Origin of the sequence: Mesorhizobium sp. Pch-S (assembly GCF_004136315.1) — a bacterium.
Lineage (GTDB): Bacteria > Pseudomonadota > Alphaproteobacteria > Rhizobiales > Rhizobiaceae > Mesorhizobium.
Genome location: NZ_CP029562.1, coordinates 6,476,910 through 6,494,822, shown reverse-complemented (window position 1 = coordinate 6,494,822; position 17,913 = coordinate 6,476,910). Strand labels below are relative to the sequence as shown.

General features: G+C 61.7%; 19 protein-coding genes. 9 read left to right on the top strand and 10 right to left on the bottom strand.

Translation table 11 applies throughout. The features are described from left to right. Window positions 1–12 precede the first annotated feature (12 nt). Window positions 13–1,275, top strand: coding sequence for a cysteine desulfurase-like protein (locus tag C1M53_RS30785; protein ID WP_129415819.1), 1,263 nt, complete (start codon window positions 13–15; stop codon window positions 1,273–1,275). Between the two features lie 3 nt (window positions 1,276–1,278). On the opposite strand, the gene C1M53_RS30780 is transcribed toward C1M53_RS30785, so the two are convergent. From C1M53_RS30780 to C1M53_RS30760, 5 genes are read right to left on the bottom strand one after another with little or no spacing between them, the layout of a single operon-like run. Then, window positions 1,279–2,310, bottom strand: coding sequence for a histone deacetylase family protein (locus C1M53_RS30780; protein WP_129415818.1), 1,032 nt, complete (start codon window positions 2,308–2,310; stop codon window positions 1,279–1,281). After that, window positions 2,307–2,825, bottom strand: a complete 519-nt coding sequence (locus C1M53_RS30775) for a GNAT family N-acetyltransferase (protein WP_129415817.1) — start codon at window positions 2,823–2,825, stop codon at window positions 2,307–2,309. Before C1M53_RS30775 ends, C1M53_RS30780 begins: the two co-directional genes overlap by 4 nt. Next, complete coding sequence (locus C1M53_RS30770; protein ID WP_129415816.1) at window positions 2,825–3,754, bottom strand: 3-keto-5-aminohexanoate cleavage protein; 930 nt, start codon at window positions 3,752–3,754, stop codon at window positions 2,825–2,827. Before C1M53_RS30770 ends, C1M53_RS30775 begins: the two co-directional genes overlap by 1 nt. 8 nt (window positions 3,755–3,762) lie before the next feature. After that, the gene (locus C1M53_RS30765; protein ID WP_129415815.1) at window positions 3,763–5,142 is read right to left on the bottom strand and encodes an aspartate aminotransferase family protein; all 1,380 of its coding nucleotides are present in this window, start codon (window positions 5,140–5,142) and stop codon (window positions 3,763–3,765) included. Beyond that, on the bottom strand, window positions 5,142–6,785 hold the full coding sequence (locus tag C1M53_RS30760) for a N,N-dimethylformamidase beta subunit family domain-containing protein (RefSeq protein WP_129415814.1): 1,644 nt from the start codon (window positions 6,783–6,785) through the stop codon (window positions 5,142–5,144). Before C1M53_RS30760 ends, C1M53_RS30765 begins: the two co-directional genes overlap by 1 nt. Window positions 6,786–6,920: 135 nt before the next feature. Between C1M53_RS30760 and C1M53_RS30755 the strand changes: the two genes are divergently transcribed. The 4 genes from C1M53_RS30755 (at window position 6,921) to C1M53_RS30740 (ending at window position 8,644) form a co-directional block, all read left to right on the top strand. Then, window positions 6,921–7,169 (top strand): ParB N-terminal domain-containing protein, encoded by a 249-nt coding sequence (locus C1M53_RS30755; RefSeq protein ID WP_129415813.1) that lies wholly within the window; start codon window positions 6,921–6,923, stop codon window positions 7,167–7,169. 139 nt (window positions 7,170–7,308) lie between these two features. After that, entirely contained in the window at window positions 7,309–7,794 is a 486-nt protein-coding gene (locus C1M53_RS30750; RefSeq protein WP_129415812.1) for an SRPBCC family protein, read from the top strand. A 96-nt stretch (window positions 7,795–7,890) separates the two neighbouring features. Then, entirely contained in the window at window positions 7,891–8,286 is a 396-nt protein-coding gene (locus C1M53_RS30745; RefSeq protein ID WP_129415811.1) for a GFA family protein, read from the top strand. A 157-nt stretch (window positions 8,287–8,443) separates the two neighbouring features. Then, window positions 8,444–8,644, top strand: a complete 201-nt coding sequence (locus tag C1M53_RS30740) for a hypothetical protein (protein ID WP_348630018.1) — start codon at window positions 8,444–8,446, stop codon at window positions 8,642–8,644. A gap of 141 nt (window positions 8,645–8,785) precedes the next feature. Here C1M53_RS30740 and C1M53_RS30735 read toward each other — a convergent pair whose 3' ends face one another. Further along, complete coding sequence (locus tag C1M53_RS30735) at window positions 8,786–9,010, bottom strand: heavy-metal-associated domain-containing protein (protein ID WP_129415810.1); 225 nt, start codon at window positions 9,008–9,010, stop codon at window positions 8,786–8,788. A gap of 268 nt (window positions 9,011–9,278) precedes the next feature. Between C1M53_RS30735 and cueR the strand changes: the two genes are divergently transcribed. From cueR to C1M53_RS30720, 3 genes are read left to right on the top strand one after another with little or no spacing between them, the layout of a single operon-like run. After that, window positions 9,279–9,725, top strand: coding sequence for a Cu(I)-responsive transcriptional regulator (cueR, locus tag C1M53_RS30730; protein ID WP_129415809.1), 447 nt, complete (start codon window positions 9,279–9,281; stop codon window positions 9,723–9,725). 37 nt (window positions 9,726–9,762) lie between these two features. After that, window positions 9,763–11,271: a multicopper oxidase family protein gene (locus C1M53_RS30725; RefSeq protein WP_129415808.1), complete on the top strand. Its 1,509-nt coding sequence runs from the start codon at window positions 9,763–9,765 to the stop codon at window positions 11,269–11,271. 32 nt (window positions 11,272–11,303) lie between these two features. Then, complete coding sequence (locus C1M53_RS30720; protein WP_129415807.1) at window positions 11,304–11,744, top strand: YqaA family protein; 441 nt, start codon at window positions 11,304–11,306, stop codon at window positions 11,742–11,744. A 28-nt stretch (window positions 11,745–11,772) separates the two neighbouring features. On the opposite strand, the gene C1M53_RS30715 is transcribed toward C1M53_RS30720, so the two are convergent. Beyond that, window positions 11,773–12,546 (bottom strand): AraC family transcriptional regulator, encoded by a 774-nt coding sequence (locus C1M53_RS30715; protein ID WP_129415806.1) that lies wholly within the window; start codon window positions 12,544–12,546, stop codon window positions 11,773–11,775. Between the two features lie 204 nt (window positions 12,547–12,750). On the opposite strand from C1M53_RS30715, the gene C1M53_RS30710 reads away from it, so the two are divergent. Beyond that, complete coding sequence (locus C1M53_RS30710) at window positions 12,751–13,173, top strand: VOC family protein (RefSeq protein WP_129415805.1); 423 nt, start codon at window positions 12,751–12,753, stop codon at window positions 13,171–13,173. A gap of 47 nt (window positions 13,174–13,220) precedes the next feature. Here the strand turns inward: C1M53_RS30710 and C1M53_RS30705 are convergent, their stop codons facing one another. Genes C1M53_RS30705 through C1M53_RS30695 form a run of 3 tightly spaced genes read right to left on the bottom strand, consistent with a single transcriptional unit; the run spans window position 13,221 to window position 17,778 of the window. Further along, on the bottom strand, window positions 13,221–14,327 hold the full coding sequence (locus tag C1M53_RS30705; protein WP_245488372.1) for a siderophore-interacting protein: 1,107 nt from the start codon (window positions 14,325–14,327) through the stop codon (window positions 13,221–13,223). A 38-nt stretch (window positions 14,328–14,365) separates the two neighbouring features. Then, window positions 14,366–15,550, bottom strand: a complete 1,185-nt coding sequence (locus C1M53_RS30700) for an ABC transporter substrate-binding protein (protein ID WP_245488371.1) — start codon at window positions 15,548–15,550, stop codon at window positions 14,366–14,368. Continuing rightward, window positions 15,544–17,778, bottom strand: a complete 2,235-nt coding sequence (locus C1M53_RS30695; protein WP_129415804.1) for a TonB-dependent siderophore receptor — start codon at window positions 17,776–17,778, stop codon at window positions 15,544–15,546. The genes C1M53_RS30700 and C1M53_RS30695 overlap by 7 nt, the downstream gene beginning before the upstream one ends. Window positions 17,779–17,913 lie beyond the last annotated feature (135 nt).

Here is a 17,913-nt window from a genome sequence, read left to right as displayed (position 1 = left end):
AGCGAGGACAGTATGGATTTTCCGATCGAGGCCGTACGGGCTGCATTTCCAGCGCTTTCGCTGACCGATAACGGTCGCCGACGCATCTATCTCGATAATCCGGCCGGCACGCAGGTGCCGAAATCGGTTGCCGAGGCGGTCTCGCAGTGTCTCCTCAGCACAAATGCCAATCTCGGCGGCTTCTTCGAGACGACCCTGGCTGCCCAGAAGGTGGTGGACGATGCCCACGTTGCGATGGCGGATTTCCTCGGTGCGGAAACGGCGGAGGAGATCATCGTCGGCGCCAACATGACGACACTGACCTATCATCTGTCGCGTACGCTCGGCCGTGATTTCGCACCGGGCGACGAAATCATCCTTACCCGCATGGATCATGAAGGGAACGTCTCGCCCTGGCTGCAATTGGCCGAGGACCGCGGTCTCGTCGTGCGCTGGTTGCCTTTCGATCAGGAAAGCTGGCAGGTCGAACCGGCTGCCTTGGCAGCACTGCTCAACGATCGCACGCGGCTGGTGGCATTGAACTATGCCTCCAATCTCACCGGTTCGATCAACCGGGTGCGGGAACTTAGCCGGATCGCGAAGGAAGCCGGCGCGCTGGTCTATGTCGATGCCGTACAGTTCGCTCCGCACGGGCTGGTCGCTGTCAGCGAAATCGGCTGCGACTTCCTGGTCTGCTCAGCCTACAAGTTCTTCGGCCCGCATATGGGCATCCTGTGGGGCAGGCGCGCGGTCATCGACGCCTTGCAGCCCTACAAATGCCGGTGCTCTTCCAATGATTTGCCGGAGCGCTTCGAGCTCGGCACACCGCAGATCGAGTTGATGGCGGGATTGACCGCAACGATCGGCCATTTCGAACGGCTGGGCGAACAAGCCGGCTCGACGGGTTCGCGGCGCGAGAAGGTCGCTGCCGCATTCGGCGCGTCCATCGCCTATGAAAATGCCCTCGCGCTGCAGCTGATCGACGGGCTTTCAACGATCGACGGGCTGACCATTCACGGCATCACCGACAGGGCACGCGTGCATGAGCGCGTACCGACCGTTTCCTTCACGGTCGAAGGGATCGTGCCGGAGAGCATAGTGAGACCCATGAACGCCGAAGGCATCTTCCTGTGGTCGGGCCACAACTATGCTTGGGAGATCGTCCACCAGCTTGGCATTCCCGCCGACCAGGGTGTCGTGCGTATCGGCATCGCGCACTACAACACCGCAGTGGAGATCAGCGAGACGGTGGAGAGCGTAACTCGCACCATCGCCATGCTGCGGCAGCAGCGCTGACTGCTATAGCCTACGGCTGCTGCCGAAGCCGGTGAGGAAGCTGGTCAGGTTGGCGCCGAGCGCATCGCACAGATAGCCGCCCTCCTGCACGATCACCGTCGGCAGGCCGAGCTTGCCGATCGCCTCGCCAATACGTGCAAAGCCGGGCGTTGAAACCGACAGGCCGCCGAAAGGATCACCTTCGAAGGCATCGAGGCCGAGCGCGATGACAAGGGCATCGGGCGCGAAGCTGCCGATGCGGCGGAAGGCACTCTGAAGTGCCTCGAGGAAGGAGTCATCTCCGGATTTGCGGGGCAGGGGCAAGTTGAGGTTGTAGCCCAGGCCTGGACCTTCGCCGCGTTCGTCGGCATGCCCCCAGAAGAATGGATAGAAGCGCACAGGGTCGGCATGGATCGAGACGGTGAGGATGTCAGGGCGCGTGTAGAAGATCCCTTGCGTGCCGTTGCCGTGATGCAGGTCTACATCGAGGATCGTCACCCGTGCAGCATGCCTGCGCAGCACCTGCGCGGCGACGGCCGAATTGTTGACGAAACAGAATCCCCCGGCCACGTCGGCGAAAGCGTGATGGCCGGGCGGACGGCAAAGCGCGTAAGCGGCAGGCTCGCCTGAAAGCACGGCTTCAGCCGCATCCACGGCACTCCAGGCGCTCCACAGCGCGCTGTTCCAGGTGTCCTTCGAGATCGGGCAGGCGGTGTCGGCCATATGGTAGCCGGCCTGGCCGACGGCAGAGGCGGGGTAGGAACCAGTGCGCGCAAGCGGGTGGATATTCGGGATCACTTCCGCGGAGGCGCCTTCAATGCGCTGCCAGCGCTCGAAGATATGTTCGAGGAAATCGAGATATTCCGGCGTGTGCACGGCCGCGACCGCTCCAAGCCCGTGCTCGCGCGGCCGTTCGATCGAGCAGCCACCGGCTATCGCGCCAGCCTTCAGGCGCTCGACGCGTTCCGGCTGTTCCGGATTGGGCTGCGGTGCGCCGCTGGACAAAAAGGCCTTGGGATCATGACGTTTCTGTTCGTCGGCGTAAAAGGCTCTCACGTCTCGTCCTCGAAATCCCGGGCTGTGGCAAAGGCGACGAATGCATCACCGATGATCCTGTGGACCTGGTCATCATCCTGATGGGCGATGCCGATGCGCTCATAGAAGCGCTGGGCACCGACGTTGCCGGTATCGACCGCGAGCTCCAGATAGCCACCACCGTCGCCATTGACCTGCTTTGCCAGACGTCGCAGCAGTTTTTCACCCACCTTTTTCCCACGGAACTTCTCTGCGACAAAAAGATCCTGAACGAAAGCGCCAGGCTTCCCTCTCCATGTGGAATAGATAGGGAAATACAGGCACATGCCGGCGAATTCTGAATCGATTTCCGCGATCAGGACCTGAAAATGCGGCCTGTCTCCGAAGCCGTCACGACGGATGTCGTCGGGCGTCGAGCGCATCCTGTGCAATTCGCCGACCGTCTCGGCAATGCCAATCAGGCCGGCATGGATATTGTCGGTATCCTCGGGGCGAGCAGGACGGATCTGAACAGTCGCCTGTTTGATGTCGCTCATCAGAATGCCACCCTGTCACCACCCTTGAGCGCCAGCATCTGGCGTGCTTCGGCGGGGGTTGCTACCTCCAGCGACAGGCCTTCGAGTATTCCACGAATGCGCCTGACCTGGTCGGCATTGGATTTTGCCAGCGCGCGGCCATCGTAGAGGCTGTCTTCGAGGCCGACCCGGACATTGCCGCCCATGGCCGCCGCCATCGAGATCAGCGGCATCTGCTGGCGGCCGGCCGCCAGCACGGAGAACCTGTAGTCGCCGCCGAACAGCTTGTCGGCGATCCGCTTCATGTGGAGGAGGTTCTCCGGATCGGCGCCGATCCCACCGAGAATTCCCAGCACGAACTGAATGAACAGAGGGCCCTGCACAAATCCGCGGTCGCGGAAATGGGCGAGCGAATAAAGGTGGCCGACATCATAGCATTCGAACTCAAAGCGCGTGCCGCACCCTTTGCCGAGCTTATCGAGGATGGTCTCCATGTCGGCAAAGGTGTTCTTGAAGATGGTGTGCCGCGTCGCCTCCAGCAGCTTCGGTTCCCATTCGTGCTGCCAGTCACGTGGCTTGTCCAGCATCGGGAACAGGGCAAAATTCATCGATCCCATGTTGAGCGAGCACATCTCCGGCTGGGCCTGCAGGGGGGCTGCCAGTCGTTCGTCCAGACTCATCAGCGAGGAGCCGCCGGTGGTGATGTTCACCACCGCATCGGTTGCCTGCTTGATACGCGGTAGAAACTGCATGAACACCGTCGGATCAGCAGTTGGACGGCCATCCTTGGGGTCGCGCGCATGCAGATGCAGGATCGAGGCACCGGCCTCGGCTGCGGCAACGGCATCAGCGGCGATCTGATCCGGCGTGACCGGCAGGTGCGGCGACATCGACGGCGTGTGTACCGAACCGGTGACAGCGCAGGTGATGATGACTTTGTTCGACGCCATGGCGATCCTCAGGAATTGACCGGCAGGCCGAGTTCGTCGGCCAGGGCTTGCAGGCTGTCGCCCAACACATCGACGATCTCGCCGATCTGTTCTCGCGTGACGATCAGGGGCGGGCAAACCATGAAATTGTCGCTCTCCGGCCCGCCGCGCACCCGACGCGAATAGATGATCAGTCCGCGTTCGAAGGCAAGATCGATGAGGCGCACATTGGCATTGTGGTCGCGCGGCAGCGGTGTTTTCGCGACGGCATCGGCATAAAGCTCGGCACCGAGCAGCAGGCCTTTGCCGCGCACGTCGGCCACGAAGGGAAAGCGCTTCGCCAGGGTTTGCAATTCCCCCTTCAGCACTTCACCCATTGCCGCGGCGTTCCCGATGAGCCCGAGCCTGTCGATCTCGCCAAGCACGGCAAGACCTGCAGCCGTGGCGACGGGATTGCCGCCATAGGTGTGGCCATGCAGAAAACCGCCCATGGCAAGCACCGGGCCGACAATCGCTTCGGTTGCCGCAATGGCGCCCAACGGCGCATAGCCCGACGACAGCCCCTTGGAGAGAACGACGATATCGGGACGGCAATTCCAGTGATCGCCGCCGAGGAAGCGGCCGGTACGGCCGATGCCGGTCATCACCTCGTCGTGGATGAGCAGGATGCCATGGCGGTCGCAGATATCGCGGATACGGGCGAAATAGCTGTCGGGCGGCACCAGGGCAGCGGTCGCCGCGCCGCCGATCGGCTCCATGATGAAGGCGAGCACGCTGTCGGCGCCTTCTTCGATGATCTTGTCCTCGAGCATGTCGGCATAGCGTTGCCCGCGCTGCTCAAGCGAGAGGTTGTCCTTGTCCCGGTGCACGAAAGGCGCCGGCACCAGGGGCATCGATTTGCCGATAGGCGTGAAGGCAGGTGTCAGGACTTCGTCGCCGGTGACACCAAGCGAACCGATGGTGATGCCGTGATAGGACGGCATGCGCCCGATGATTTTCCAGCGCTCGGGCTGGTGCGTCGCAACGGCCCATTGCCGCGCGAGCTTCAGGCTGGCCTCGACCGCCTCGGAACCGCCGGAAACGAAGTAGATGCGGTCCAGTCCCGTCGGCAGACGTTGTACCAGTTCGTGGCCAAGCGCGAGTGCCGGTTCGCTTTCGAAATGGATGGTATAGGCGAAGCTGACGCGATCCATCTGCCGTTTCATCGCGTCGATCACGGCCTGGTTGCCATGGCCGATATTGACGTTCACCGCTCCGCTGGAACCGTCGATGTAGCGGCGGCCCTGCTTGTCCCACAGATAGATGCCGGCTGCGCGATCCACGGTCGGGCGCGGCAGTCGTGTGAAATGGAAGAGATTGGGTTTTGTCACGGAAGCTCCAGCGGAGGATCTTGTGGGCGTCGCGGTCATCAGGATCGCGCGCCAAGGAAACGGTCAAGCACATTGGCCGTCACACGTTCGACCATGGCATCCTGGCGCAGCAGCCCGGCCACCCACTCGCAACTGCCAGCATGGAAGACCTCGCCCTTGCCGCGCTGGAACGAGACGATCATGCCGTTCGCGCGCTTGACCTTGTCGAGATTGGCGTCGCTCGCCTCGCCGAAAAGGGTTTCGGCACTGAAGCGCCCGTCCTCGTCGCCGAGAAACTGATCCTCGGCTGCGATATCGGCGCTTTCTTCGACCTGGGACGCCATGCCAACGGCGATGATCTCCAGGCCGGCCGGCGCGCCGCTGCCGGCGGTCGGGTAGGGCAGCCCGCCGCGGATCTCATGCTCCAGGCCGTCGACTTCATAACCGAAGATGTGGCTGTCGGCGCCGAGCAGGTCGCCATAGTACAGGCCGGTTCCCGCAAAAGCCCAATGTTCGGGCTGATAGATCGGAAAGCCACGTGCGCCGCGTGGCGCACAGCCGCCCCAGCCGGCATAGAGACCGCGTGTGGCATTCAATCCGAATGTTTCCGCCCCCGGCCTGCCGATTTCAGGTGCTTCCCATGAATTGGTGGCGCGGCGGACGTCGCCATTCTTATAGACCGGGTCTTCGGCGCGGGCGCGGTATTTGTAGCAGACCTGCTGTCGGCCCCCGTTCTCCAGCCGCGTCTGCCACATGAAATTGCCGGCGAAGCGCGCGGCATGACCGCCTCTTTCAACATAGGCATCGACGGCGTCACGCATCTCCCAGGTCCAGTATTCGTCGTGGCCGACGAAGACGACACAATCGTAGCCATCGAGGATCTCTGGGGTGAAATGCAGATCGTGCTGGCTGGCGAGGTCGATCGCATAGCCGCTGCGTTCGGCGAAACGGAAGAAGTGGCTGTCATAGCTTGCCCAGCCGGACGAGGTGTACTTCTTGGAATGGCCGGTGGCGTAAGCCCATTCCATATGCGGATACCGAGGCGCGGTCTTCGGCGGCATGGACACGCCATGCGGCACGCGCGGGGCCTCTGGCGGCAGTGTGACGAAACCGCGGCACCACGGCCGCTCGATCGACACGACCGGCGAATACTGGTTGCCGTTCGGCCCGGTGATGCCTTCGTAGTAATTGGAGCCGCCCCAGGTGTTGTAGGCAAGCCAGGTTCCGGTGGCTGCGACCTGGAGAATTCGGCCGCTTCTTTTGCCGGCTTGCGGCGCGACAATGAAAAGATGTCGATACTGGATCGGCTGCTTGTCGCGGCCTCGCGCTGTCAGCGTCATCCTGTAGGCGCCGGACGGCCAATCGATACCGATTGCAAATTCGCAGGACGTCTCCCAGCCGCAGCCTTCGACCGAACATTGTTCGGGAGTGTCCTGCCAATGACATTCGATGTCAGCCTGTTCGAAAAAAACGGCTTCCGTGCCGCCATCGCGAACGATCTCTATTGAAAAGCGCGGCGCCGTCGCGCTGACCTGCAGCAGCACGATCTCTCCCGGGCGATAGGACAAGCGGTCGGTATAGGCCCAGATCTCGCCACGCGCGCCATCCATGCCCGGCTTCTCATAGTAATGGCTTCGCACCGCGGCATGGCGCTGATGCGGGGACAAGCCGAAGTCCGGAAATGTCGAAGGCGATCGGTTCATGGCAGGCCCGTGAGTCTCCGCCATTTCGACCATCGTCTCGCGAGGCGTCAAATGGAAAGCATCGGGCCAGCAACTGCTTGGTGCCGGCGTGTAAACCGACTATCTAGGGCAGAGAGATGTTTTGCGGGAGCCGCCATGCTGAGAGTGCACAGGGTGAAGATCGACGACATCTATGTGCCGACGGCGCGACGCAAGACATTGCATCCTGAAACCGTTCGCCATCTTGCCGAAGACATTCTGGAGAACGGCATGAAAATGCCGATCCAGGTTCGGCACGATGGCAAGCGCCATGTGCTGGTCGAGGGCTTGCACCGGCTGGAAGCGGCCAAGTGGCTGGGGGAAGACGCGATCGACGCCTATCTCGTGCAGGCGAGAAAGCACTGACGCTTTTGCTTGCAAGCTTCTGAAATGAATCTCGTTTTCAGAATGGTTGCGAAATTTTTCAGCGACGATGTCGGATCGTGGTCAGGCCGTTCGTCCTCGGTGGGAAGATCGAAATCAACCCATCGAGGAGAGAATGACCATGGCTACCAAACTTGACATTGCACCATCGTCGGAGAACGAGCTGGTTCTGGCCCGCATCATCGATGCGCCGCGCGAAGCCGTGTACCGTTGCTGGACCGATCCCAAACTGATGACGCAGTGGTTCGCGCCGAAACCATGGACTACGCCGCGCGCCGAGGTGGATCTGCGCGCCGGTGGCGCATCCCTGGTGGTGATGGCAGGCCCCGACGGCAGCGAATTCCCGAACGCCGGCCAGTATCTGGAAGTGATTCCGGGCCGGAAGCTGGTTTTCACCGATGCTTTTGTCGGCGACTGGCAGCCTTCGCAGAAACCTTTCATGACGGTTGTCCTGACATTCGAGGACGAAGGCGCGGGCAAGACCCGCTATGTTGCGCGTGTCCGGCACTGGAATGCCGCCGATCGCGAACAGCATGAGCAGATGGGTTTTCACGAAGGGTGGGGCATCTGTGCGGACCAGCTCGAGGCCCTGGCCGGAACGCTTTGATCGACCGCGCGAATAGGGCGCATCACAGCTTTTCATTTGACGGCACGGAGCGGCGAGCTACCGTGCCGTTCCCTTTCTCAGGAAGCCGGAACGAAGATGAAGTACCAGGGTGGTTGCCTGTGCGGCGCGGTGCGGTATTCCGCCGAAGGCGAACCGATCAACCAGCGCGTCTGCCATTGCCGCCTGTGCCAGAAGGCGATCGGCGCGGCGTTCAATGCACGGCTTCTGTTTCGCATCGACACGGTCACGGTAGAAGGACCGCTGGCCATGGTCAGCTCTTCACCGGAGATACGGCGCGGCTTCTGTCCACATTGCGGCACGACCATGTTCTCTCGCCGTGAGAAAGCCGGCGTCATGGGCGTGACTTCGGGCTCGCTTGACGATCCGGCTGTGTTCTCTCCCGATATGCACATCTTCACCGCTTCGAAGCAGTCCTGGCTTGTGCTCGATGATGGCTTGCCGCAATTCGAAGGCGCGCCGCCACCAGCATAGCCCACGGCTGGACGCGCCTCGAGCGAATGTGAAACACATCGCGGACGCTGCCGCATTTTTTTCTTTAAATTCCTCGAAATAGCCGACGAAGCATCATTGGTCTGCCATGTTTGGCGCCCTATCTATGCATCGCGGGTGGCCTTCGAAGAGGCAAGACATGAGTGAGCGCAGAGAGACACTGGAAGAGCTTTTGGGCGACCAGATCGTGCAGCTCGTGATGGAGCGCGACGGCTGGCGGCCGGAACATGTACGACGCTTCTCGAAAGAGCCCGAATGCGCTCCGGCATCGAGCCATCGATCCCGCCGGCGCATATCATCGCCAAAGCGTGCCTGCCGCAATGGATGGGCAGCTGATTGAGATTTGCTGGCTAGCCATCTGCGAGTGGTGCGACGACGCGGTTTTCCCGGTTGGTCGCGAGTCAGAGATTTAACGGCCCCGTCAAAGCACGGGGCCGTTTTTCATGAGAGCATTTTTGAGGGTTCCGGGAACACAAGCGCTCTAGTGGCAGCTGCCACAGCAGCTGACGACAAGTTTCTCGTTGGCGTAGCCGGCCTGCAGGATTGCGGCCGCCACAGCGTCTTCGTCGGCTGCGCCTTCCACCGAGACGGTCGATGCGCCGAGGTCGACCGTCACCTTGGCTTTTGGGTCGACACCCTTCACCGCCTTTTCGACCGTGCTGGCACAATGGCCGCAGGTCATTTCGGGAACTTTCAGGTTCAGCATCGCAACACTCCTTTCATGGTTGATGGGACGGTTGTGGGGCTTGCCACGCTGGGAAGGTCAAGCGCCTTCCTGCGCGGGATTTGTGATGCGCGACTTGCGACCCACGCGCCCCGACGAAATTTCAGAAGTTGCGACTTGACCTTCCAGTAACTGGAAGCCTTATCTGCAGCAGCAACAACCGCAAGGGAGTTGCGAAATCCATGATTGTGCCGGTCTTTTTCTTCCACCCAAGCAATGTCACCCATCCTTGCTGGACGAGGGGCGGCCTATGAACATCGGGCAGGCCTCCAGCGCTTCGGGCGTATCGGCGAAGATGATCCGGTACTACGAACAGGTCGGATTGATCGCCAGTCCGGCACGCACCGAAGCGGGCTACAGGGACTATTCGCCGGATGAGGTGCACATGCTGCGCTTCATCCGGCGGGCACGCGATCTCGGCTTTTCTGTCGAGCAGATGACCAACCTGCTTGCGCTGTGGAGCGATCGGTCGCGCGCCAGCAGCGACGTGAAGCGTTTTGCGATGGCACATGTCGTCGAGCTGGAGCGCAAGATGCGCGAGCTGCGCGCCATGGCCGAGACGCTGCGGCATCTGGCCAAGACCTGCCACGGTGACGAGCGGCCGAATTGTCCGATCATCGAAGAACTATCGAGCGGCCATGAAGCGGTTCCGCCCAAACCAAAGCGCGCCACCGCCAGACGTTATGGCAGGCATTGAACCGCAACGATCAAGAACACAGAAACAGGAGTTCCCCATGCATCGGCGTACCTTTCTCATGGCGGGTCTTGCGACGCTTGCTGCTGGCAGCCAGGCATCGGCGCAAATGAAGATGGACGACATGAACGCAATGCCGGGCATGGATCATTCCGCTCACGGCATGCCGGGCAAGCCCCCAGCGTCGTTGATGCTGAAGCAGGGCGAAGCGTTGCGTGACTTGCCCCGGCTGGCAAATGAGAGCGCGGAAGCCGGCCTGTTTCGCGCCAGATTGACCCCGGCGCCGGCGACGGCCCGTTTTGTCGATGGCGTCGAGACGCCCGTGCTTGCCTACAACGGCATGACCCCGGGGCCGCTGATCGAGGCCTTTGAAGGTGATCGCATAGAGATCGATTTCACCAATGACATTCCAGGCGAGGATAGCACCATCCACTGGCACGGCATGCCGGTGCCGGCAGAGCAGGATGGCAATCCGATGGATCCTGTCGTCGCTGGCGCCAGCCGCCGTTATGCATTCGATCTGCCGGCCGGGAGTGCTGCCTCCTACTGGTTCCATCCGCATCCGCATGGCAAGACGGCTGAACAGGTTTATCGCGGACTTGCCGGCATCTTCCTGGTGAAGCCGAAGGCCGATCCGGTGCCATCGGCATATGGCGATACAGTTCTCGTCTTCACGGACCTGCGTCTTGCGGCGGATGGGTCCATCCCGGAAAATTCGATGATGGACCTGATGAACGGCCGAGTCGGCGATCATGTCCTGGTCAATGGCCAGAAAACCCCGGCTCTCGACGTGCCGCTTGGCGCCAAACGCCGCTTCCGCCTCTTCAACGCCACCAACGCCCGCTTCCTGAAACTCTCCTTCGGTGCGGCGACAATGACCGTGATCGGCACCGACGGTGGTTTGCTGGAGGCTCCGGTGGCGGTCGGCGACGTGTTGCTGGCGCCGGCTGAACGGCTCGAACTGGTAGTTTCGTTCGACAGGCCGGGTGAGGTCAAGCTCGAAACGCTTGCCTATGAGCGCGGCTGGATGGGCCCGGGCAAGCCGGACGATTCCGGGCTGACGCTGCTGACCGTCAATGTAGCCAGCGAGGCCGGCGAGCCGATGCCGCCGCTGCCCGAAAAGCTGCGCACCATTGCGGCGCTCGGCAATGCGACGGTCAACCGCCGTTTCGTCTTCACCGAGAAGATGGGGATGGGTGCCAACGGCATGGAAATGGGCTTTTTCATCAACGACGTAGCCTTTGACATGAAACGCGTCGACGTCACCGCCAGGGTCGGCGAAGTCGAACTCTGGGAAGTGATCAACAAGGCAGACATGGACCATCCCTTCCACGTCCACGGCACACAGTTCCAGGTGATCGAGCATGAACGCGACGGCAAGGTAAGTCCGCCCGCCTATCGCGCATGGAAGGACACGGTCAACGTCGCACGGGGTGAAACCGTGCGGCTGTTGTTGAAGCAGGATCTACCTGGGCAACGCATGTATCATTGCCATATCCTGGAGCATGAGCAGCTTGGCATGATGGGCATTGTCGACGTAACAGTCTGAGCATGATGGGCGGCGAGTCTTGTTAGGTTGTGATGGAGGTACTCGCATCCTATGGCGCGTTGTTCGTCAGCGCGTTTCTTGCCGCTACCCTGCTGCCGGCATCGTCCGAACTGGTTTTGCTCGGATTGCTTGCCGCCGGTCGTGGCGATCCCGTCCTTCTTGTCGTCGTGGCGACGGTCGGCAATACGGCGGGATCGGTGGTGAACTGGGCGATCGGTCGTGGCGTCGAGGTGCTGCATGGCCGTCGCTGGTTTCCCGTATCTCGCGAGCACTATGAGAAGGCTGGCCGCCTGTTCAGGCGCTACGGCCTGTGGACGCTGCCTTTTGCCTGGCTTCCGGTCATCGGTGATGCGTTGACCGTCGCGGCAGGTGCGGCACGCGTCGGCCTATGGCGTTTCGTTGTATTGGTCGGGTTCGGCAAGGCGGCGCGCTATGCGGCCATCGTTGTCGGGCATGCATGGGCGACAGGCTGAGGAGGTGCCGGGTGTGCGTGGCAAGCGGTCAGGCGCTCGCGCCGGTCAGGATGCGCTCGAGTTGCCCCGGCGTGCTGCCGGTCAGACGACGACTTTCCCGGACCAGATGCGCCTGATCCGCATAACCGGCCTCCACCGCCAACACCGCCATTGATGCCCGCGAGCTCCGCGACAAGCGTTGGAAGCGCTGATAGCGCAGGATCCGGTCGAGCGTTTTGGGGCCGTAGCCGAAGTTCTCGTCGAAACGGCGCCTTAGCGTGCGTTCACTCATCGCCAATGCGCGCCCAAGCCACGGAATAAGCGGGGCATCGGCGGGCGGACCGGCTTCGATCAGGCGAAATGCCGCACGCATGGCGTGATCGCCACTATGGTGACGAGCACCATCCGCAATACTCTTCTCGATGGAAGTAATGAGTTCGGCCAGATCGTTTTGATGGCGGATGCTGGCTCCCAGCTGTCGGCCTTTTCGACCAAGCACGGTTTCAATCGCCAGGCGCTCGCCAAGCAAGTCAGTGGCAGGGACGCCGAGCCAGGTTGCTGCCGCTGCCGGCTGGAAGCGGAAACCGATCACCGCGATGCCTGCCGGTATGGTCTCGGTCTGCGGGTCTCTGTCGGGGCCGGCAATGCGAAAATGCCCATCGATCCACTGCAGATCGATCGTACCGTCAGGCGTCACGATGACAGGCGGAGCTTCGGCCTCCGGCATCTGGTGAGCCCAGACGGCCGAGAACCAGTCGCGCAGGAAAGGCGCAACCGGACGTTCGTGATAGTGGCCGGTTGCCTGCGCGGGCACCGCCTGCATGATGATCTCCCTGGCCTTCCGCATCGGCCGGTCTTGTCCGCCACAGGTACGCCCGCCAGCAACGAGGTTCAACCCGCTGGCCGCGTCGGGCAGCGAGATTGGCCGAAATGTTCAAGCAATATCGTTCATTTGAGGAGAGATAGTACAACGCCATCACCGCAGCGGAGGTGGCTATGAGACAGTCCACTATGAAAGGTCAGAACCATGAAACCGAGGATCAGTGTCATCACACTCGGCGTCGATGATCTCGAAGCGTCGCTCAAATTCTACCGGGACGGCCTGGGGCTGCAGACGGAAGGTATCATCGGTACCGAATTCGAGCATGGCGCCGTTGTTTTCTTCGATCTGCAGGGCGGGTTGAAATTCGCGCTTTTTGCGCGGGCCGATATTGCCCATGACGCAGGGATAACGAAGACCGGGCGCAGCCCCACCGAACTCACGATTGGTCACAATGTCGCGACGCAAGCTGAAGTCGATGCCGTGATGGAAAAAGCCATCGCTGCCGGCGCTCGACTGGTCAAACCGGCGCAAAAGACGTTCTGGGGCGGTTATGCCGGCTATTTCCAGGACCCTGACGACCATCTCTGGGAAATCGTCTACAACCCTGCCTTTCTCCCCGAGGAATGATGGCAGCGGTCATTCCCGGCCACCATGGTTCGCGGCAGTGCAGTTGTTCACTCGGAGCTGTTGCCGCGATTCCAGTAGGACACCACCAGGTGCTGTTCTTTCTTCAGCCCGAGCTCGCCACGGCAATAGCTGCGGATCTGCCGGAACGTGGTGAATTCGCAGCCGGCCCAGACGTAGACGGACGATCCGTCGTCCGGAGGCACGCTGCTTCGCACGGCGTCGATCAGCAGTGACGTCGTGCCCGGGGTGGCACCGTCGCGATAAAGCCAGGTCACCTCGATGTCGGCCTGCAGCTCGAACTGCTGGACTTCGTTCTTGTCGGCGACTTCGATGAATGCCTTGCCACGCGCTTGCGCGGGTAGGCGCTCCAGCATGCGGGCAATGGCGGGAAGGGCAGTCTCGTCTCCCACGAAGAGATACCAGTCGGCATCGACAAGGCCGCCGCCGCCGGGGCCGACAACACCGATTTCAGCGCCGATTTGTGCGGTCTCGGCGAGTGCCGATCCCGGGCCGGCATCGGCATGGAGCACGAAGTCGATGTCGAGGCTGCCTGCAGCGACATCGAGTGAACGCACGGTGTATTTTCGAAAACTCGGGCGTCTTGCCGGATCTTCCCATTGGGCCAGTCCGTTACTGCCGACCGTCGGCCACTGCGGCGCGGCGAGGTCGGGATGCTGGCACAGGACATTGAGATGCAGTGCGTTCATTCCCGCGAAGCGGGCTACGTTGTCGCCGTGAAATGAGATGCGACGCATATGCGGTGTGAGGTCTCGTATACCGGTTATGCGCAGGATCTGGAAATTCGGCGGACGCGCCAGTTCATCGCCGTCGCCGTTCCAGACGATGGTGGGCGCGGCGGGTTCCGCGAATTCCAGGATATGGGAGGCAACGGCAACCCGCACGAAATAGAGGCTCTCCAGGCTGTCTGCCTCGACATCCACCAATGTCCCGTCATTTGTCAGGCTGAATCGCGCACGGGCACCGGAGAATTCGAGGATACGGACGCCATCCTCGATGCGCGCAACGCCGCCATGTTCGAGCATGTGTTCGCAGACCGGTGCGATGATTGCTTCAGGATCGGACAGCGCCACACGGGTCTGGGCAGAAAATGTCATCATGATCAAAGCCTTGCGTTCAAGCTTGGGTCTCTTCATGCACCTTCGACACGCTGTGGGATGCCTGGTTGGAGGCCTTATTGCGGGGTTGCCGCAGCATCTTCCTTCAAACCGATCCAGAACGTGCCTTCGAGTGGGATGGCCATGAAGCGCTCGTTGATCTCGGCTAGGGTGCGGTCCGGATCGAGATCGCCGAAAAGCTCCGGATGCAGCCATTTGGCGAAGCATTCGAAAACGAGAAAGCTCAGGGCCGAGATCGAGAGTTGATGCGATACAGCGTAGGCACGTCCGTTACGCACCGCCGTCAGCTCGCCGCGGAAATCGCGACCAACCGCTGTGCGCAGCGAGGCTCGAGCTGATTGCGCGCTCACCCCGCCTCCAACCACCAGGCCGCCCTGTGCAGCAAGGTGCGGGCCGCCGGTCGCGATATAGACCCTGGGGTCTGCGCCGAGGACGAACTCGGCGCTGAGCTGCCCATCATAGCCAGGAACATCGGCACCGATGCTACGTCCGCCAGCCATTTCGACGGCTTCGGTCATCCGGTTGCTTGCGCCTGGCGACGAACAGCAGACGGCACCGGCGTGGGCGTCTATCAGTACGCTCGGCCGATCTGTCGCGCGCTTCAGCCGTTCTTCGATCAGACGGTAGCGTTCCTTGACGTACCCGGCATATTCGCCGGCCCTGGCATCCTGGCCGATCGCCCTGCCGAGCAACGTCATCGAGAAGGCGGTAACCTCAGCCGGGCTGAGTGTGCTGTTCTTCGGACTGTCCAGGAAGATCGTCGGGACACCGGCGGATTTCAGGATCTCGACAATGTCGTTCCAGCCGGGATCCCAGATGCTGACGACGAAGATATCCGGACGCGCGCTGAGGATTGCTTCGGCGGAACTCTTGGTTGGCAATACGCCGCCGACCTCGGGAATGTCCATGGACTGTGGAAACCGCTTGCGGAACGCGGCCAGGACACCGCTGTCGAGGCGTCTGGGTGCGGCCCATCCCACGATCTTTGCTGCCGGATCGGCATCGATCAGCGCCAAGGAAAGCAGAAGCAGGCTCTCGTTCGTCACAATTCGCGTTGCCGGTTTTTCCAGCCTCACCTCGCGGCCGGCTGCATCGATCAGCATGATCTCGGCACGGGCTGACCGCGACCCGAAGCTGCAGAACAGCAAGGCCAGACCAAGCATCAGGATTGCGGGGCGCAGCAGGATCGGCGCCAAGGCGGCGCGCGTTCCCCGGATATGGCGGCCGGATATCGTCACCATGTGTAGTTGATGCCTGCGGTGATCGTCCGTCCGGCACCGTAGTTGCAACTGCCGCCGGTCAGATTCAGGCAGTGCGAAACATACTTCTTGTCGAACAGATTGCTGACATTGACCTGCAGCCTGGTGCCTTCGAACGTCTTGTCGACTGCCCCGAAGTCATATTCGGCGCCGATGTCGACAAGGGTGCGGGCCGGGATACGCAGTTGCGCCAGATAGGTGCTGTCGGTCTGGTAGGACGACGTGGCGCGTACGCCCGCACTGAGGGCAAGGCCCGGCACATAGGTCGGCCGGTAGATCGCCCACAGGCTGGCCTGGTGCTCGGGCAGCCTGAGCATTTCGCGACCGACCTCGATCGGCCTGTTCGAGCGCAGGACTTCCGAATGCGAATAGGCATAGGCCGCCAGGACATCGAGTTCGGGCGTGAGCTCCATCTTGCCCTCGAGTTCGACACCGCGCACACGTTGCTTGCCTGCCTGGACGGAGAAGCGCGTGTCTTTCGGGTCGGGGGTCAACGCATTCTCAAGCGTCAGGTCGAACACCGACAGGCCAATCATGCCGCGCGCGCCCACCGGTTCGTATTTGACACCGACCTCGAATTGCTGGGCGGTCTGCGCGCGGAAGGGATTGTTCGCCTTGTCCGTTCCGAGCGTAGGCAGGAACGATGTGGTGTAGCTGGCGTACGGCGCCAGGCCGTTGTCGAAGAGGTAGGTGAGGCCGGCACGCCAGGTCACCTGATCGTCCTCGGTCTTGACCGGTTGCGCATTCGCCAGCATGCGGTTCGTGCTTTCGACCTTGGATCGGTCATAGCGCAATCCGAACGTGCCGACCCAGCGGTCATAGCGAATCTGATCCTGGGCATAGAAGCCGATCTGGTCCTGCTTCTGGAGCCCCGAGCGCTGGATCGGGGCGTTCGGGATGATCCGTCCATAGATCGGATTGAGGAAGTCGAGCGGTGGCACGTTCACGCCAGGCCCGGTATTGCCGAAATTGGTGTCGGAGACACTGTGCACATAGTCGAGGCCGAACAGCACGGTGTGGTTGAGCGCACCGGTGTCGAACACCGCCTCGGCCTGATTGTCGACCGCAAAGGTGGAAAGGCTGTCGTCCGCCACACCGGAAACCCGGTTCAACTGGCTGGACGGAGCGCCGGTGTAGGCAAAGGCAGGATTGACGAGAGCCAGGAACATGTCCTGTTCGGCGCGGGCATAACGAAGGTTCTGGCGTACGGTCCAGGTCTCGCTGAAGCGATGCGAGAACTCGTAGCCGGTGGCGAAGAAGTCCCGGTTGAACTGGTTGGCATTGGGATCGGCCAGGAACAGGTCGCGAGGGATTTGTCCGGCGGGATTGGGCAGCAACGTGCCGGAAGCCGGATAGAAACGCGGGCTGAAGACGTCGCGGTCGCGCTGGTAGTAGCCATAGAGCGTGAGCGAAGTGTCGGTGGAAGGATTCCAGGTCAGGCTTGGAGCCAGCATGATCTTGCGATCGCGCTCCATGTCGATCTGGGTGTGCATGTTCTTGGCAAGCCCGGTGAAACGGTAGAGCCATTCGCCATCCGGCGTCAGCGGCCCGGTCACGTCGATGGCGCCTTCGATGCCGCCAAAGCCGCTCGTCTTGATCGATGCTTCGCGGTGTGCGGTCTCCTGGGGGCGCTTGCTGACGAGGTTGACCAGCCCGCCGGGCACGGCGCGTCCATAGAGGACGGAGGCCGGCCCCTTGATGACTTCAACGCGTTCGAGAGCGAAAGGATGAACGGTCGGCGTGGCGTAGCCGGACGGATCGCCGGGTATCACCAGTCCGTCGAGCCAGGTCGTGCCATAGGCGTTGAAACCACGGATGTAGAGCCAGTCGTAGCGGACGTCGAAGCCGTTCGGGTCTGGAAGAACGCCTGGCGTGTAGCGCAGCGCGTCGGCGACGCTGTCGACGCCCTGGGCCTTCATCTGGTCGCGCGTGACGACACTGACAGCCTGCGGCGTTTCCTTGAGCGGCGTGTTGGTCTTCGAAGCGCTGGTGCTTTGCTTGGCGACGAAGCCCTTGTCGGGACCGCGTGCACTTTCGCCCTCGAGCGTGATCTTTTCGAGTTGGGTGGACTCTTTCCCGCTCTGGGCGCCCGCCGACAACGGCAGTGCCAACACCGCCCCGAAAGCCAGGATCGAGGCGCGCAACAGCCGACCATGATAGGCGTCCCGCGCCTTGCCTGCCTGATATTGCGTAACGCCAATTCGAACCATTCCAAGCCCCAAATAAATTTGACTACATTTGTCAAGTTAAAGTAGTGGATAGGGCAGCAGAGCATATGTGACAACGCCGGGACCTTTGCCGGACGGTCAGACATGTTTGCGCGAGAATGATTCTTCAGCCTTGCG

Bases quoted from the DNA above. Each gene is read 5' to 3' on its own strand.
- C1M53_RS30720 (WP_129415807.1), top strand. From the start codon at position 11,304: ATGGAGGTACTCGCATCCTATGGCGCGTTGTTCGTCAGCGCGTTTCTT.
- cueR (WP_129415809.1), top strand. From the start codon at position 9,279: ATGAACATCGGGCAGGCCTCCAGCGCTTCGGGCGTATCGGCGAAGATG.
- C1M53_RS30740 (WP_348630018.1), top strand. From the start codon at position 8,444: ATGAGTGAGCGCAGAGAGACACTGGAAGAGCTTTTGGGCGACCAGATC.
- C1M53_RS30765 (WP_129415815.1), bottom strand. From the start codon at position 5,142: ATGACCGCGACGCCCACAAGATCCTCCGCTGGAGCTTCCGTGACAAAA.
- C1M53_RS30750 (WP_129415812.1), top strand. From the start codon at position 7,309: ATGGCTACCAAACTTGACATTGCACCATCGTCGGAGAACGAGCTGGTT.
- C1M53_RS30745 (WP_129415811.1), top strand. From the start codon at position 7,891: ATGAAGTACCAGGGTGGTTGCCTGTGCGGCGCGGTGCGGTATTCCGCC.
- C1M53_RS30785 (WP_129415819.1), top strand. From the start codon at position 13: ATGGATTTTCCGATCGAGGCCGTACGGGCTGCATTTCCAGCGCTTTCG.
- C1M53_RS30725 (WP_129415808.1), top strand. From the start codon at position 9,763: ATGCATCGGCGTACCTTTCTCATGGCGGGTCTTGCGACGCTTGCTGCT.
- C1M53_RS30760 (WP_129415814.1), bottom strand. From the start codon at position 6,785: ATGAACCGATCGCCTTCGACATTTCCGGACTTCGGCTTGTCCCCGCAT.
- C1M53_RS30770 (WP_129415816.1), bottom strand. From the start codon at position 3,754: ATGGCGTCGAACAAAGTCATCATCACCTGCGCTGTCACCGGTTCGGTA.
- C1M53_RS30755 (WP_129415813.1), top strand. From the start codon at position 6,921: ATGCTGAGAGTGCACAGGGTGAAGATCGACGACATCTATGTGCCGACG.
- C1M53_RS30715 (WP_129415806.1), bottom strand. From the start codon at position 12,546: ATGCAGGCGGTGCCCGCGCAGGCAACCGGCCACTATCACGAACGTCCG.
- C1M53_RS30705 (WP_245488372.1), bottom strand. From the start codon at position 14,327: ATGAAGAGACCCAAGCTTGAACGCAAGGCTTTGATCATGATGACATTT.
- C1M53_RS30710 (WP_129415805.1), top strand. From the start codon at position 12,751: ATGAAACCGAGGATCAGTGTCATCACACTCGGCGTCGATGATCTCGAA.
- C1M53_RS30700 (WP_245488371.1), bottom strand. From the start codon at position 15,550: ATGGTGACGATATCCGGCCGCCATATCCGGGGAACGCGCGCCGCCTTG.
- C1M53_RS30695 (WP_129415804.1), bottom strand. From the start codon at position 17,778: ATGGTTCGAATTGGCGTTACGCAATATCAGGCAGGCAAGGCGCGGGAC.
- C1M53_RS30735 (WP_129415810.1), bottom strand. From the start codon at position 9,010: ATGCTGAACCTGAAAGTTCCCGAAATGACCTGCGGCCATTGTGCCAGC.
- C1M53_RS30775 (WP_129415817.1), bottom strand. From the start codon at position 2,825: ATGAGCGACATCAAACAGGCGACTGTTCAGATCCGTCCTGCTCGCCCC.